Source organism: Lysinibacillus sp. NPDC056185, from assembly GCF_047737915.1.
In the GTDB taxonomy this organism is placed as follows: Bacteria; Bacillota; Bacilli; order Bacillales_A; family Planococcaceae; genus Lysinibacillus.
This window is the reverse complement of sequence record NZ_JBLLLQ010000022.1, coordinates 61,179-77,573: the sequence shown is the minus strand read 5'-3', so window position 1 is coordinate 77,573 and position 16,395 is coordinate 61,179. Positions and strand designations below refer to the sequence as shown.

Genomic DNA, 16,395 nt, shown 5'->3' with positions numbered 1-16,395 from the left:
TCCTCGTAATCTCTTAAAATAATAGAAAGGTGAGTTAAATGCTTGTCCATTATTAAAAACAACCGTGAAGGCAAATTTGATTACATGTCCACGGTTGTTTTTTATTGTCTAAATATAATTTTTAACAAGAATATCAAAGACAAAGTACAAATAAAGGAATGATAGCATGACCTCTAGATTTGATCACGCGTTTCATAAGCTTGAACGTCCATTTGCTTGGTTGGACTTTGATGCATTGGATCACAATATTTCAACCGTACACAATGCTTGTGGAGAGAAAAATATACGTATCGCTACGAAATCAGTTCGTTCTGTGGAGATATTACGTTATTTACAAAAAAGTCTACCCAATGTGACGGGATTTATGACGTTTACAGCGGCGGAAACAATATTTTTACTGCAACAGCATTTTGATGATTTATTACTAGGATATCCGGTGATGGAAGAAGCTGCTGTTCGTCAGTTATTACATTCCGTAAAGGCGGGAAAAACTGTCACTTTTATGGTGGATAAGCGGGAACATGTCAAATTTTTGGCGGAGCTAGGGCAAGAGCTAGGCGTTCGTGTGCAGGTATGTATTGATATTAATGTATCCAATGATTTTAAGCTGCTTTATTTTGGTACAAAACGCTCTTCGCTTCATTCACTTGAGTCACTAACACCATTCCTTGAATATATTAAAAATCAAGCATTTATTGAGGTGGTTGGTGTAATGGGCTATGAGGCTCAAATTGCAGGAGTCGGTAATCGTCCAGCCAATGCTGTTAAAGGAAAACTGATTGAAGTAATGCAATTGCAAGCTAAAAAGCAAGTTACCCAGTTTCGTAGATTAGCAATTGCCCATATTAAAGCATATTTTCCGAGCTTGCACTTTGTAAATGGTGGTGGTTCAGGAAGTATGGCATACACGGCACAACAGAAGGAAGTAACAGAAATTACAGTTGGCTCTGCATTTTATGCACCGGCGTTGTTTGACCAATTTACACATCTACAGCTAGAAAAGGCAGCTGGATTTGCTTTACGTGTAACAAGAAAGCCAGAAAAAAATATTGTTGTTTGTCATGGTGGAGGTTATACGGCGTCTGGGGCAATTAATATTGATCGATTACCAGTATTCTATGAACCTACCTTTTTTTCATATCTTAGCCTAGAAGGAGTAGGAGAAGTTCAAACACCCGTTAAAGTAAAGCGTAAAAAAGTTAATGTAGGGGACACGCTATATTTTCGACATGCGAAGGCTGGTGAACTTTGTGAAAGATTTCAACAACTACATGGGATTAGAGGAGACAAGTATGTAGGAGCTTATTCAACCTATAGGGGGGATGGTCAATGTTTTCTATAGATAAGTGGAAAAATGGTGAGAAGTGGACAAACTGGGCCGGTAATGTCATCTCTTTTCCGTCTGAGATGTACTTGCCCCGATCAATTGAAGAGGTTACGGATATCGTGAAGCATGCACGTGAGTCAGGAAAAACGATTCGTGTCACAGGTGCAGCTCACTCTTTTAGCGCTGTGGCAATGCCTGAGCATATAGCACTTTCTTTACATAATATGCGTGGGCTCATAGCTGTCAATGAGGAAAAGCAAGAGGCGACACTTTGGGCCGGAACGTATTTATATGAAATAGGACCATTGCTTGCGAAGCATGGATTTGCCCTTATAAATATGGGGGATATTCAGGAACAGACGATTGCAGGAGCAGTGTCAACGGGTACCCATGGAACAGGTGTAACACTCGGTTCGTTATCCTCTGCCGTAACAAGGTGGGGTTTTGTAGATGGTACAGGTACTTATCGTGAGCATGTGAGAGGAATGGATGATTTATCTGAAGCTTTGCATGTTTCGCTAGGGATGCTGGGTGTGCTTGTAAAAGTAACGATTAAGGTGATACCTCTATATAGCTTACATTATGTGAGCACAAGAGATACGTTAGAAAATGGGCTGGCGATATTTGCTGAAAATATTCGACAGAATCGACATGTTGAGTGGTTTTATTTTCCGGGTAGTGAAACCATTCAAGTGAAGCGTATGAACGCTATAGCGCCTGTTTATCAGAGTAATTGGAATAAGAGAATCGAAACATTGAAACTTCAAATAGTAGAGAACGGTGCTTTTTTTGCTATGTCCGAGCTATGTAAATGGAGACCTTCGTTAAGTGGCGCTATGAGTAAATTTGCAGCAGCCAATGTTGTGGAGGGGGAGAAAACGGGAATAAGCTATGAAATTTATCCGTCTCCACGTAGCGTCAAATTCCAAGAAAGTGAATATGCTATTCCATTAACGCAATTTAAGGCATGTATGGAGGAGATCCACGCAACCTTTAAAAGTGGAATTTTTAATGTACATTTTCCGATAGAATGTAGGACGACAGCGGGAGAAGCAGGTTTTTTAAGTCCTACCCAAGGACAAGAATCAGCGTTTATTGCCTTTCATATGTATAAAGGAATGCAGGAAGAGCCTTATTTTGAATGGGTCCATACGATGATGAAGAAATATAAAGGACGACCGCATTGGGGCAAGCTAAGTCATTTAACTGCTAAATATGTCTACGAGCTATACCCAGATATCGAGAAATTTTTAGCCATTCGAAGTCAATTCGATCCTGATCATGTGTTTTTGACAGGGTACTTTAGAAAATTATTTACATTGTAAGGAAATAGCTATTCACTTACTTTTGAAGGATTTGGAAATATTATTAATGGATTATTAAAAAAATTAAAATTTGAACAAAATGTCAAAATATTCTCCAAAGCGAGATAAAAGTGATACTTAATGAGCATGAAAACGATTTCAAATTTTGTAAATTATTTAAATTGTTCAAACAATTCTAAAAATACTGTTGACTAGACCTTTTTTTCGTACTATGATTACAACAATTTAACACGTTCGTTACAGCAGTTAGTAATCTTCTAAGAGATTAACATATACGCAAACGGAATAGACAGAACATTTCGTATATAGCAACGAACATAGCAATAAAGAGGGGCGTTTAAAATGAGAAGTGACATGATTAAAGTAGGCGTAGATCGTGCGCCGCATCGAAGTCTTTTATATGCAACAGGCAAAGTAAAAGCGAAAGATTTAGGCAAGCCATTTATTGGGGTTTGTAATTCTTATATCGACATTATACCAGGTCACGTTCATTTACGTACATTTGCTGATGTTGTCAAAGAGGCCATTATTGAAGCGGGTGGTATTCCATTCGAATTTAATACAATCGGTGTAGATGATGGCATTGCAATGGGGCACATTGGTATGCGTTATTCTTTACCGAGTCGTGAAATTATCGCAGATTCTGCTGAAACAGTTATTAATGCACACTGGTTCGATGGAGTATTTTATATTCCTAATTGTGACAAAATCACACCGGGAATGTTAATGGCAGCAGTTCGTACTAATGTACCGTCAATTTTCGTATCTGGTGGTCCAATGGAGGCTGGTACTTCTGCTACAGGCAAGCAACTTTCATTAACTTCAGTTTTTGAAGGTGTAGGAGCTCATAAATCAGGCAATATGTCAGCTGAAGAGCTGTTAGATATTGAAAACAATGCATGCCCAACATGTGGTTCATGTTCCGGGATGTTTACTGCAAACTCTATGAACTGCTTAATGGAAATGTTAGGAGTAGCTTTACCAGGTAATGGAACAATCGTCGCTACTTCTGAAGAGCGCCATAAGCTTATTAAAGAAGCTGCTAAACAATTAGTCAGTATGATTAAAGAGGACATCAAACCTCGTGACATTATTACTAAAGAAGCAATTGATGATGCATTTGCACTTGATATGGCGATGGGTGGTTCGACAAATACAGTCCTCCATACTTTAGCAATCGCCAATGAAGCTGAAATCGATTATAACATTGAAGATATTAATAAAGTCGCAGAGCGTGTGCCATATCTAGCTAAAATTATGCCTGCTTCAGATATTTCAATGGATGATATTAATAAAGCGGGTGGCGTTAGTGCCATTATTAATGAATTAGCATCTATCCCAGGTGCCATTCACCCAGATCGACCAACAGTTGCTGGAGTAACAATGGGTGAGCTTGTAAAAGATTATCATATTACAAATGCTGAAGTTATCCGTACGAAAGACAATCCGTATAGCCCAGTTGGTGGTTTATCGGTGTTATTTGGTAATATCGCGCCAGATGGTTCTGTTATTAAAGTAGGAGCTGTAGACCCTTCTATTAAAGTATTCAGAGGCGAAGCAATCGTCTTCGAATCACAAGAAGCGGCACAGGAAAATATCGATAACGGGACAGTTAAAGAGGGCCATGTAGTCGTCATTCGCTACGAAGGACCAAAAGGTGGCCCAGGGATGCCTGAAATGCTCGCACCAACGTCCGCGATTCAAGGTCGTGGTCTTGGCACAAAGGTTGCGTTAATCACAGATGGACGTTTCTCAGGTGCATCTCGTGGTATTTCAATCGGACATATTTCACCAGAGGCGGCGGAAGGCGGTCCAATCGCTTTAGTAGAGAACGGTGACATGATCACAATTGATTTACCAAACCGTACTATCAATTTAGAAGTTTCAGATGAATTATTAGCTGAACGTCGTGCAAAACTACCGGAATTTGAACCGAAAATTAAGCGCGGTTGGCTAGCAAGATATTCAAAATTAGTAACAAGCGCCTCTACAGGTGGCGTTATGAAAATTTAAAAAGTTAAAGCGTTGATGAGGTTAAAGGTTCTAGAGCCTTGTATTTACCAGAGAGCCGGTCGTGCTGGAAGCCGGCAATACAACTAGATCCGACATCCCCTCTGAGTGAGCTATTAAACGCGTATTCGCCATTAGATAGCTCCGGGCATAATCGAAAGTGCTCGTTATTAATGAATAAATAATTTATGACACCGTATTGGATGCGAATGATCTCGCATTGGTGCATAAATGCTTATATTTATTCACGAGGTAGCAATTATTTGCTATAAAAAAGGGTGGTACCATGGAAAGTCTTTTTCATCCCTACGTAAGGTAATTCTTTGCGTGTGGAGAAAAAGGCTTTTTATTTTTTTACGGCGTAAGAAAGAGTCTGTTATCTCTTTTCAAGGAGATGATCAGCTTGTAATACTTCAATGATGCGCATTACTAATGTGAAATTGAATGATAAGAAGGAGGCATATTTGATGAGTACGAATGTTTCTATCAATGAGAAAGAAGAATTAGCAACAGTAGCAAAAGTTGAACAAACCTATCAAGCGAAAGATGGTGCTGATGTATTAGTGCAAGCACTGCATGAACAAGGTGTTGAAATTGTTTTTGGTTACCCAGGTGGAGCGGTACTACCAATCTATGATGCGATGTATAAAAATCCGATTCGTCATATTTTAACTAGACATGAACAAGGTGCAATCCATGCAGCGGAAGGTTATGCACGTGTTTCCAATAAAACAGGTGTTGTTATTGCGACAAGCGGTCCGGGGGCAACAAACTTAGTAACTGGTATTGCTGATGCGATGATTGACTCCATCCCATTAGTTGTATTCACAGGTCAAGTTTCAACATCTGTGATTGGGACAGATGCTTTCCAAGAAGCGGATATTATGGGGATTACGACACCAATTACGAAGCACAATTATCAGGTACAGGATGTTAATGATATCCCGCGTATTGTTAAAGAGGCTTTCCATATTGCAAGCACTGGTCGGAAGGGTCCTGTTGTAGTAGATTTCCCGAAAAACGTTTCTCAAATGTTATTTGATGTGGAAAATCCACCACAGGCTCCTGATGAAATATATTTACCGGGTTATCAACCAACATATAAACCGAATTATTTACAAGTTCAAAAGGCCATTCAAGCGATTTCATTGGCCAAAAATCCAGTCATTTTAGCTGGAGCTGGTGTCCTCTTTGCAGACGCAAAAGAAGAGTTAACAGCATTCGCTGAAAAATATCGAATTCCAGTAGCAAACACTCTACTAGGACTTGGTTCAATCCATGGAGAGCATGAATTATTCCTTGGTATGGCAGGAATGCATGGAACCGCAACGTCGAACACAGCTATTACAAAATCAGATTTATTGTTGAATATCGGAGCTCGCTTTGATGACCGTTTAACTGGTAATTTAGCAACATTCGCTCCAAATGCAACAATCATACACATCGATATCGATCCAGCGGAAATTGGAAAAAACGTGCCGACAGATATTCCAATCGTTGCAGATGCTAAAGAAGCATTAAAAGCATTATTGAAAAAGGATTTCGATGGCCCTGATACAACAGAATGGCTAGCGTTCTTAAATAATCATGCAAAAGAATATCCATTATGGTACAGCAAGGAGTCAGCGGACAAAGAAGTTTTACCGCAGGAAGCATTAGAGCTTGTGCATAAAATTACAGAAGGTGACGCGATTGTCACTACAGATGTTGGTCAGCATCAAATGTGGGCTGCACAATATTATCGCTTAAACAATGATCACGGATGGGTAACGTCTGGTGGACTTGGTACGATGGGCTTCGGCTTCCCAGCTGCAATTGGCGCCCAGTTTGCGAAGCCAGACAAAAAAGTTGTTTCCATTGTAGGTGATGCAGGATTCCAAATGACTGCACAAGAGCTTTCTATACTACAAGAATTCAACTTACCGGTAAAAGTAGTGATTATAAATAATAGCTGTCTAGGAATGGTACGCCAATGGCAAGAAACATTCTACGAGGAGCGTTATTCATCTTCATTAATGCCGATCCAACCAGATTTTGTTAAATTAGCGGATGCATATGGTCTTAAGGGCTACCGAATTAACACAATCGATGAAGCGGAAAGTATTTTCCGCGAGGCACTACTTTCTGATGAGCCTGCGCTAATTGATTGTCGTGTTAAACAGAGCCAATGTGTTTATCCAATGGTAGCACCAGGCAAAGGTCTACATGAAATGATTGGGGTGAAAAAGAATTGAAACGAGTAATTACAGTAACAGTGATTAACCAAAGCGGTGTGTTAAATCGCGTAACAGGCTTACTTATGAAGCGTCAATTTAATATTGAATCAATCACAGTTGGTCATACAGAACAGCCAAACTTTTCGAAAATGACTTTTGTTGTAAACGTTGAGGATGAGCGTAAAATTGAACAGCTAGTGAAGCAGTTATCGAAGCAAATTGATGTGTTAAAGGTCAATGACATTACAGATAAATCAATCGTGCTACGCGAGTTAGCGCTTGTGAAGGTAATTTCACCACCAAACTTACGATTGGAAATGAATTCAATAGTTGAACCATTCCGTCCACAAATTATTGATACAGCGAAAAACGTTGTCACATATCAAGTAGTAGGCGATCCAGATAAGATTGATGCCTTTATTGAACTAATTCGACCTTATGGTATTAAAGAATTAACGCGTACAGGGGCTACTGCATCTGTTCGTGAAACACAAAAAATCTCAAATACGCAGCTCTCTATTTTAAAATAGTTTGCATATAAAATTCACAGCTTTGGATGCGTAGCCCTTGTTGGCTTACTTGCATTCGAGGTTGAAAAAACAAACCCAAAATTAGGAGGAAACAAACAATGGCTACTATGTACTATGAACAAAACATCAACGAGGAAGTATTAAAAGGAAAAAAAATCGCAATCATCGGTTATGGTTCACAAGGTCATGCACATGCATTAAACCTTAAAGAATCAGGATTCGATGTAGTAGTAGGAGTTCGTCCAGGCGGATCATTCGATGCAGCAAAAGCGGATGGAATAGATGTGAAAACTGTTGCTGAAGCAGCGCAAGAAGCAGATGTTATCCAAATTTTACTTCCAGATGAGCGCCAAAAAGCTGTATATGAGGCTGAAATTGCTCCACATCTTGAAGCGGGTAAAGCACTTATGTTTGCACATGGCTTTAACATTCATTTCGGTCAGATTACACCACCAGCAGATGTGGACGTATTCTTAGTTGCGCCGAAAGGTCCAGGACACTTAGTTCGTCGTCAATTCCAAGAAGGTGCTGGGGTACCAGGATTATTCGCAATTCATCAAGATGCAACTGGTCAAGCAAAAGATTTAGCTCTTGCATACGGTAAAGGAATCGGTGCAGCTCGTGGCGGTTTACTTGAAACAACATTCAAAGAAGAAACTGAAACTGATTTATTCGGTGAGCAAGCAGTACTTTGCGGTGGTGCTACACAATTAGTAAAAGCAGGTTTCGAAACATTAGTAGAAGCTGGCTACCAACCAGAATTAGCATACTTTGAAACGCTTCACGAACTAAAATTAATTGTTGACCTAATGTTTGAAGGTGGTATGGCAACAATGCGTTACTCAGTATCGGATACTGCAGAGTGGGGTGACTATGTGGCAGGACCACGTCTTATCGACGACTCTGTAAAAGCTCGTATGAAAGATGTATTAACGGATATTCAAGATGGTACATTCGCTCGCCGTTGGATTCAAGAAAATGAAAACGGTCGTCCAGAATATACAAAATTCAAAGAAGCTGGTGCAAACCACCAAATCGAAGAAGTTGGTGCTAAATTACGTGCTATGATGCCATTCATCAACGAAGGTAAAGAAAAGGTTGTAAGAGAAGTGGCTGCAAGTGCGAAAAATTGATATTTTCGATACAACACTTCGCGACGGCGAACAATCTGCTGGTATTAATCTAAACACAGCAGAGAAGATTGAAATCGCCAAGCAACTGGAGCGCCTAGGAGTGACAATTATTGAAGCAGGTTTTCCTGCTTCGTCACCCGGTGACTTTGAGGCGGTAAATCGTATTGCAGGAACAGTGAAAAACTCGATCGTAACAGGCTTAGCTCGCTGTATACAAAAAGATATCGACACAACTTGGGAAGCCATTAAAGTGGCAGAACAACCACACATTCATATTTTCCTAGCAACATCTCCCATTCATATGGAATACAAACTAAAAAAATCACCTGATCAAGTGGTAGAACAAGCGGTTGAAGCCGTAAAATATGCGAAAAAATTCTTTCCGCTTGTACAATGGTCTGCAGAAGATGCATTTCGCTCAGATCGCGATTTTTTAGTACGTATTATGAATGATGTTGTTGCGGCAGGTGCAACTACCATTAATGTACCTGACACAGTAGGATATGCATCACCACAAGAATATGGTGCATTATTTAAATTCCTACTTGAAAACGTAAAAGGTGCTGATAAGGTAAAATTCTCTGCGCATTGCCATGATGATTTAGGTATGGCAACCGCTAACACGATTGCAGCCATTGAAAATGGTGCCTCACAAGTTGAGGGTACGATTAACGGTATCGGAGAGCGCGCTGGAAATGTAGCGCTTGAAGAAATCGCAGTTGCCCTTCATATCCGTAAAGATATCTACCCTGTAGCAACAGGTATTCATTTACAAGAAATTAAGCGTACATCTCAATTAGTCAGTAAACTTACGAATGTGGTTATTCAGCCGAATAAAGCGATTGTTGGTAAAAACGCATTTGCACACGAATCTGGTATTCACCAAGATGGTGTGTTAAAAAATCCTGAAACGTACGAGATTATTACACCTGCCCTTATTGGTGAAGGGGAGGTACCACTCGTTCTAGGTAAACACTCAGGCCGCGCAGCATTCCGTGACAGAGCGGAAACAATGGGCTTCAATCTTTCGGATGAAAAACTAAATAAAGCATTTACTGAATTTAAAAAGCTTGCTGATCGTAAAAAAGAAATTACAGAAGAAGATTTACTAACGCTTCTTACTGAGCAACAAGTTCAAATAGAAGATGTTCCACTCTACGAATTAAAGATGGTACAGGTACAATATGGTACAGAAAATATACCAACAGCAACAGCGATTGTTTTAACACCAGAAGGTTTGGAAAAGACAGTTGTGGCAACAGGTTCTGGCTCAGTTGAAGCTATTTTCAATACGCTTGAGCAACTTGTTCAAGGAGATATTCATGTGGTTGATTATCGAGTTAAGTCTGTTGGTAAGGGACGAGATGCATTAGGAGAAGCTGTGATTAATATTCGATATGATGGTATTTCAACAACCGGACGAAACTCATCACAGGATGTTTTAGAAGCATCGGCAAAAGCTTATTTAAATGCGATTAACCGTCATTTAATACAAGCAAGCCTTCGTACACAGCCTGTAAGTTAATCGATCACTCAGCTTTTTATGAATTTAGTAGATTTAACGGTAGTGAATTGAGTCAGCATCATTCACATCCAAAAGGCAATGTGCCAATTTCGTGTAGTCGTAATATTGATGACCTCACCTATTAATATAGGTGAGAGTCTTACTAAAATAGCGTAGTTCAACGCTATACAAAGAAAGGTGTTTTGACGATGGAGAAAAAAATTACAGTACTTCCTGGTGACGGAATTGGGCCAGAGGTTGTTGCTTCTGCTGTACGTGTATTACAGGTGATTGGTAAGCGATTCAACCATACATTCCATTTAGGTTATGCAACAATCGGAGGCGCTGCCATCGACCAACACAATAATCCACTACCAGATGAAACAATTGAGATGTGTGAAAATAGTGACGCAGTTATACTTGGTGCCGTTGGCGGCCCGAAATGGGATAATAATCCACCTGAATTACGTCCAGAAAAAGGATTACTACGTATTCGCAAACACTTTGACTTATTCGCAAACCTACGTCCAGTAAAGGCGTTCCCGAGTTTACTAGATGCTTCACCATTAAAGCGTGAAGTAGCCGAAAACGTCGATTTAATGATTGTACGTGAATTAACAGGCGGCGTATACTTCGGGGAACCACGTATGCGTACTGAGAATGGCGCGATTGATACAACTGTTTACTCAACTGCAGAAGTTGAGCGTATTGTTGAAAATGCCTTTGAATTAGCACGTTTACGTGGAGGCAAATTATGCTCAGTTGATAAAGCAAATGTACTTGAAACAAGTCGTTTATGGCGAGAAGTTGTTGAAGCGAAGAAAAAAGAGTATCCAGATGTACAGGTGGAGCACAATTTAGTAGACTCAGTTGCGATGAAATTAATTACTAACCCTGGTCATTATGATGTGGTAGTTACTGAAAATATGTTTGGGGATATTTTAAGTGATGAAGCATCTGTTATTACAGGCTCTTTAGGCGTATTACCATCTGCATCCATTCGCGGAGATAATTTTGGTCTATATGAACCAGTACATGGCTCAGCACCAGAAATTGCCGGTCAAGGCGTAGCAAATCCAGCCGCAACCATTCTTTCAGTGGCCATGATGTTACAATATTCATTTGGCTTAAAAGAAGAGGCAGCAGAAATCGAACGTGCTGTAAGTGCAGTATTTGATGATGGCTATTTCACAGCAGATCTTGCACGTGATGGCAGTCGGATACTATCGACGAATGAATGGACAGATAAAGTCATTAACGAGATTGATACAAGCTTTGTTTCAGAAAGCATTATGACAACATACATTTAAGAAATAGGTGAAGATAATGGGCAAAAATATAATTGAAAAGATTTGGGATAAACATTTGGTTTATCAGGAAGAGGGCAAACCGGACCTGTTATATATTGATCTCCATTTAATTCATGAAGTAACTTCTCCGCAAGCCTTTGAAGGTCTACGAATGAACGGACGTCAAGTGCGTCGCACGGATTTAAGCTTTGCGACAATGGATCATAACGTGCCTACAAAAAATCTACCAACGATACATGATCCGATTGCGCGTAACCAAATCGAAACGTTAGCTAAAAATGCTGAAGAATTTGGCGTTGAACTTGCGGGAATGGGCCATCCTGACCAAGGAATTGTTCACGTAATTGGACCAGAGCTAGGTTTAACGCAGCCTGGTAAAACGATTGTCTGTGGTGACTCCCATACGTCTACACATGGCGCGTTCGGAGCGATTGCTTTCGGGATTGGTACATCTGAGGTAGAACATGTATTGTCAACACAGACATTATGGCAAAATAAGCCGAAAACAATGGAAATTCGTGTAGAGGGTGAGCTTCCTGTAGGTGTAGCTGCCAAAGATATTATTCTAGCGATTATTTCGAAATTCGGTATCGGTGTCGGCACAGGACATATTGTGGAATTCACTGGAGAGGCTATCCACAAGCTTGCTATGGAAGAACGGATGACAATTTGTAATATGTCAATCGAAGCGGGTGCAAAGGCAGGGCTAATTTCGCCTGACCAAACGACTGTTGACTATATCCGTGGTCGTAAACATGCACCACAAGGAGAAAAGTTTGAGGAAGCAGCAGATTATTGGTTAAGCTTAGCATCCGATGAAGATGCAACATATGATACAGTTCGTATCATTCAAGCTGAAGAAATTGAGCCAATCATCACTTGGGGAACGAATCCGTCAATGGGTTCAGGTGTTTCAAGTAATGTTCCAACACAGGCCGATTATGAGGATGAGTCAGATAAAGCTGCTCTTCGCAAAGCACTTGCCTACATGGGCTTAGAGGAAGGTCAACCATTAACTTCAATCGATATTCAACACGTATTTATCGGTTCTTGTACAAACTCACGCATCAGTGATTTACGGGCAGCTGCAAATGTCATCGAAGGGCGTAAGGTACATGAAAATGTAACAGCAATCGTTGTGCCAGGCTCATATTCGACGAAAAAACAAGCAGAAGCAGAAGGATTAGATAAAATCTTTACAGCTGCTGGCTTTGAATGGCGTGAGACAGGTTGCTCAATGTGTCTGGCAATGAATGATGATGTAGTACCAGCCGGTGAACGCTGTGCATCAACTTCAAACCGTAACTTTGAAGGACGCCAAGGAGCTGGTTCTCGTACACACTTAGTATCGCCACCAATGGCAGCAGCTGCAGCAATTGCTGGTCACTTTGTAGATGTTCGTGAATTCGTAAAGGAAACTGTGTAATTTCCATTTACACGGAAGGGATGATTGCAAATGGAACCAATTAATATCGTAAACAGTGTGATAACACCACTCGATCGTAAAAATGTCGATACAGACCAAATTATTTCAAAAGAGTTTTTAAAGCGTATTGAGCGTACAGGTTTTGGTCAGTATTTATTTTACCATTGGCGCTTTGATGCAGAGGGCAATGAAATGAAGGATTTTGTATTAAACAAACCTGAATTTAAAGACTCTAAAATTTTAGTAGCTCAAGATAACTTCGGCTGTGGTTCATCTCGTGAACATGCACCGTGGGCAATCTTAGACTATGGCTTCAATGTAGTAATTGCACCATCATTCGCAGATATTTTCCATAATAACTGCTTCAAAAATGGGATTTTACCAATCAAACTAACTGCAGCAGAGTGTGATGAAATTTTAGCTAAAAGCTTAGAAAATCCGTACAAGATGGAAGTCAATTTAGAAGCACAAACAGTAACGGGTGAAGATGGTACAGTTTATAAATTTAGCATCGATCCTTACTATAAAGAAACATTGCTAAATGGTTGGGATGAGATTGCCCTAACCTTTAAATACGAAGAACATATTGCTGCTTACGAAGCACAGCGTATTGTATTTTAATAGATTGAGCGCTGACCTTTTGACTGAAGACATATTAAGTTGTCTTCAGTTTTTTTTGTTGCTTAAAGAAGGGGGGCTTTGATTGAAGTGGAAATTGCTCAGGTAACAGGGAAACCTCCTAACTCCTATATTGGTAAATGATTATTCCTTACTAAATAACATAGTTCCAATTAAAAACCACTTTAGTTATTTAAATGTTTATTTTCAAAAAACGCAACAAATTGAAGTAATATTTTGATAATATAAAAATAGAGTTACGGGGAATAAATGGAACATTATCCAGATTATTGTCCCAACACTATAAGTTAGGGATGACATTTGTTAAAACATATCTCGTGCATATAAGTTGGGACGGAAATTATCTACACGTTTTGGTGATGAGTCAGTTTATTTAAACATTTACCAGAATACTTTTGTGAAAAGTAATAAAGGGAGGAACTATATAATGAAAATCCTTCGAAAATACAGCTTATTAATTGGAGGCTTAGGTTTTTCAAAATTAGGGGACTGAATTTACCTTGTAGCGCTAAATTTATTTATATGGCATTTAACACAATCGCCGGCAGCGATGGCTGGAATCTTTATTGTCGGACCAATAGCAAGAGTTTTAACAAGTTAGGTAGCTGGCTCTTTTATTGATCGTATGAAAAACGCAAGTTGATGATTGCAACTGATATTATACGAGGTTTCATTGTTTTTTGTATGCCGTTTATGGAATCAATTTGGCTCATCTATACACTGTTATTTTTAGCGAATATAGCGAGTAGTTTCTTTGGGCCTAGTAGTACATATTATATTACAAAGTTTGTTGCTTCTGAAGATAGACAACGATTCAACGCAATACTTGGCACGTTCAATTCAGGCTCGTTTTTAGTAGGTCCAGCGCTTGCAGGACTCCTCATCATGCCTTTTTAATACAACATTTACGATTTGGTTTAACAGCTTTACATTTTTTGTTTGTGCTTTGATCATTTACTTATTACCTGATGTAGATGATGTGAAGGAAACTTCACTGCAACGTATTACTTGGCAAATACTAAAAAATGACTATCTAACTGTAATAGCTTTCATTCGATAAAATTCATTATTTATAATGATTTATTTACTGTTTCAAAGTACATTATTGATTGCTTTTGCGCTTGATTCTCAGGAAACAACATTTATAAAACAAGATTTGGCTTTATCCGATAGCTTATATGGAGCCTTTGTGAGTAGTGCAAGAGCTGGAGCAATTTTAGGTGGAATGGTTGCTGCAAGCTTCGCCAAAAAATGGTCCACTCGGTCATATATGGCTTTTGGTTTGTTCCTGACAATGCTGTTTTATACAGCTTTTTATGCCTCGACATCGAGTATTTTGACATTTGTAAGTTTCGTTTTTTTAGGCTTTTTTATGGCATTTAGTAATACTGGTTATGAAACGTTTTATCAGCAAAATGTACCACCTGAAATTATGGGAATATTAGGTAGTATTTCTAGTATTTTTCAAAATATTTTACAAATCTCCTTTACTTTACTATTAGGTCTGTTTGCAGAATTATTTACGCTTCAAATGACTGCAATTGTTTTCGGTATTATCAGTATTTTATTGTCAATCTCATTATATTTTGTGCTATATTCCCCGAAAAACTACATCGGGTTAAAGGAGGAAGTATCATGATTTGCTATAAGGTTCATTGTATTTTTTGTAAGAAAATATTTGAAGTTGTAGAAGGCACAAGGAAATATAAACTATATAAAGAAAATATGGACGGGAAGTTTTCCTGTGAAGATTGTGATAGAAAAATTGAATTAGAGGCAAGGAAAGGTTTATTGGGAAAACTTAATTGAAAATAACCCCATATTTTTCAAATGTAAATGACCTGTCCTTCTATTGTTTTCTCAGTTAAAATGGAAAAATAAGATGGAAGGTAGGTCAAAAGATGATTACAGTTATAGGTAGTATAAATATGGATTTAGTTGTACAAATGGGGGTTTTCCCAAAGCAGGGTGAAACGATTCTTGGTAAAGATTTTCAAACGATTCCAGGAGGAAAAGGGGCTAATCAGGCAATTGCTGCGGCACGTCTTGGAAGTGAAGTCACAATGATCGGCTGTGTAGGCTCCGATAGTTTTGGAGAAACATTGCGCACAGTTTTACAGCAGGAGCATGTTCAAACTGAAGCTATTACAAGCGTTTCGGCACCTACTGGGATTGCTAATATTTTAATCTACAATAATGATAACCGTATTATAGTAGTGCCTGGGGCAAATTATGAACTAATGCCTGCGCATATAGAGGCAGCGAAAGAAATCATTCAAAAAAGTCAAATGGTCATTATGCAGCTAGAAATCCCAGTGGAAACGACTGCTTATGCGATAAAACTTTGTAAAGAAGCGAATGTACCTGTTTTATTAAATCCTGCACCAGCGGCTAATTTTGATGTGCAATGGATGGAGGATATTACCTATATCACACCAAATGAAACGGAGTGTGCCGAAATTTTTGGAGATGATGTTGAGCAAATATTAGAAAAGTATCCTAATAAAATGATTATTACGCAAGGTAGTGATGGCGCACGCTATTTTGATGGTGAATATCCTATTCATGTTCCGGGTTATTTGACGAAAGCGGTAGATACAACAGGTGCAGGTGATACGTTTAACGGTGCACTCGCTTATGCTTTAGTAGAAGGGCAATCATTGGATCAGGCTGTGTATTTTGCAAATATTGCAGCTTCATTATCGGTGGAGAAATTCGGTGCGCAAGGTGGAATGCCAACACTTGGAGCGGTGTACTCACGTATGGCTGGAATTGAAGAATGAAGAAGAAACTAACTATCTTACGAATTTATAATAATAATTTTTATTTCTTTTAGTCTGAATGAGTAATAATATCTGAGATAGTCTGTTCAATAGCATAAGATTAATTACCTATTTGTGACACTTGATTTTAAGTATATTGTCCTTTTTTGTCGTTATTTCTTAGTACTATGTATTAATAAGTGAATATTTTCA

General features: G+C 39.0%; 14 protein-coding genes. All 14 read left to right on the top strand.

Annotated elements, in window-relative coordinates:
• Positions 1-166 precede the first annotated feature (166 nt).
• The 14 genes from ACMZ42_RS19130 (at position 167) to rbsK (ending at position 16,203) form a co-directional block, all read left to right on the top strand.
• Positions 167-1,342: an amino acid deaminase/aldolase gene (locus ACMZ42_RS19130; RefSeq protein WP_415732404.1), complete on the top strand. Its 1,176-nt coding sequence runs from the start codon at positions 167-169 to the stop codon at positions 1,340-1,342.
• Complete coding sequence (locus ACMZ42_RS19125) at positions 1,330-2,652, top strand: D-arabinono-1,4-lactone oxidase (RefSeq protein WP_370080439.1); 1,323 nt, start codon at positions 1,330-1,332, stop codon at positions 2,650-2,652. Before ACMZ42_RS19130 ends, ACMZ42_RS19125 begins: the two co-directional genes overlap by 13 nt.
• Before the next feature lie 342 nt (positions 2,653-2,994).
• The gene (gene ilvD, locus ACMZ42_RS19120) at positions 2,995-4,665 is read left to right on the top strand and encodes a dihydroxy-acid dehydratase (RefSeq protein WP_370080437.1); all 1,671 of its coding nucleotides are present in this window, start codon (positions 2,995-2,997) and stop codon (positions 4,663-4,665) included.
• 464 nt (positions 4,666-5,129) lie between these two features.
• Positions 5,130-6,896: a biosynthetic-type acetolactate synthase large subunit gene (gene ilvB / locus ACMZ42_RS19115; protein ID WP_415732403.1), complete on the top strand. Its 1,767-nt coding sequence runs from the start codon at positions 5,130-5,132 to the stop codon at positions 6,894-6,896.
• Positions 6,893-7,408, top strand: a complete 516-nt coding sequence (gene ilvN / locus ACMZ42_RS19110; RefSeq protein WP_049664470.1) for an acetolactate synthase small subunit — start codon at positions 6,893-6,895, stop codon at positions 7,406-7,408. Before ilvB ends, ilvN begins: the two co-directional genes overlap by 4 nt.
• A gap of 98 nt (positions 7,409-7,506) precedes the next feature.
• Positions 7,507-8,541, top strand: coding sequence for a ketol-acid reductoisomerase (ilvC, locus tag ACMZ42_RS19105; protein ID WP_370080433.1), 1,035 nt, complete (start codon positions 7,507-7,509; stop codon positions 8,539-8,541).
• Complete coding sequence (locus ACMZ42_RS19100; protein WP_370080431.1) at positions 8,528-10,066, top strand: 2-isopropylmalate synthase; 1,539 nt, start codon at positions 8,528-8,530, stop codon at positions 10,064-10,066. The genes ilvC and ACMZ42_RS19100 overlap by 14 nt, the downstream gene beginning before the upstream one ends.
• 188 nt (positions 10,067-10,254) lie before the next feature.
• Positions 10,255-11,355 carry a 3-isopropylmalate dehydrogenase gene (gene leuB, locus ACMZ42_RS19095; protein WP_370080429.1) on the top strand — a complete coding sequence of 367 codons (1,101 nt, stop codon included), beginning with the start codon at positions 10,255-10,257 and terminating at the stop codon, positions 11,353-11,355.
• A 16-nt stretch (positions 11,356-11,371) separates the two neighbouring features.
• On the top strand, positions 11,372-12,781 hold the full coding sequence (gene leuC, locus ACMZ42_RS19090; protein ID WP_415732402.1) for a 3-isopropylmalate dehydratase large subunit: 1,410 nt from the start codon (positions 11,372-11,374) through the stop codon (positions 12,779-12,781).
• A gap of 30 nt (positions 12,782-12,811) precedes the next feature.
• On the top strand, positions 12,812-13,402 hold the full coding sequence (gene leuD, locus ACMZ42_RS19085; protein WP_402871242.1) for a 3-isopropylmalate dehydratase small subunit: 591 nt from the start codon (positions 12,812-12,814) through the stop codon (positions 13,400-13,402).
• Positions 13,403-14,062: 660 nt separating this feature from the next.
• Positions 14,063-14,317: an MFS transporter gene (locus tag ACMZ42_RS19080; protein ID WP_415732401.1), complete on the top strand. Its 255-nt coding sequence runs from the start codon at positions 14,063-14,065 to the stop codon at positions 14,315-14,317.
• A gap of 178 nt (positions 14,318-14,495) precedes the next feature.
• Positions 14,496-15,059, top strand: a complete 564-nt coding sequence (locus ACMZ42_RS19075; RefSeq protein ID WP_415732400.1) for an MFS transporter — start codon at positions 14,496-14,498, stop codon at positions 15,057-15,059.
• Positions 15,056-15,229 carry a hypothetical protein gene (locus ACMZ42_RS19070; RefSeq protein WP_415732399.1) on the top strand — a complete coding sequence of 58 codons (174 nt, stop codon included), beginning with the start codon at positions 15,056-15,058 and terminating at the stop codon, positions 15,227-15,229. Before ACMZ42_RS19075 ends, ACMZ42_RS19070 begins: the two co-directional genes overlap by 4 nt.
• Before the next feature lie 92 nt (positions 15,230-15,321).
• Complete coding sequence (gene rbsK / locus ACMZ42_RS19065; protein ID WP_415732398.1) at positions 15,322-16,203, top strand: ribokinase; 882 nt, start codon at positions 15,322-15,324, stop codon at positions 16,201-16,203.
• The last annotated feature ends 192 nt before the right edge of the window (positions 16,204-16,395 follow it).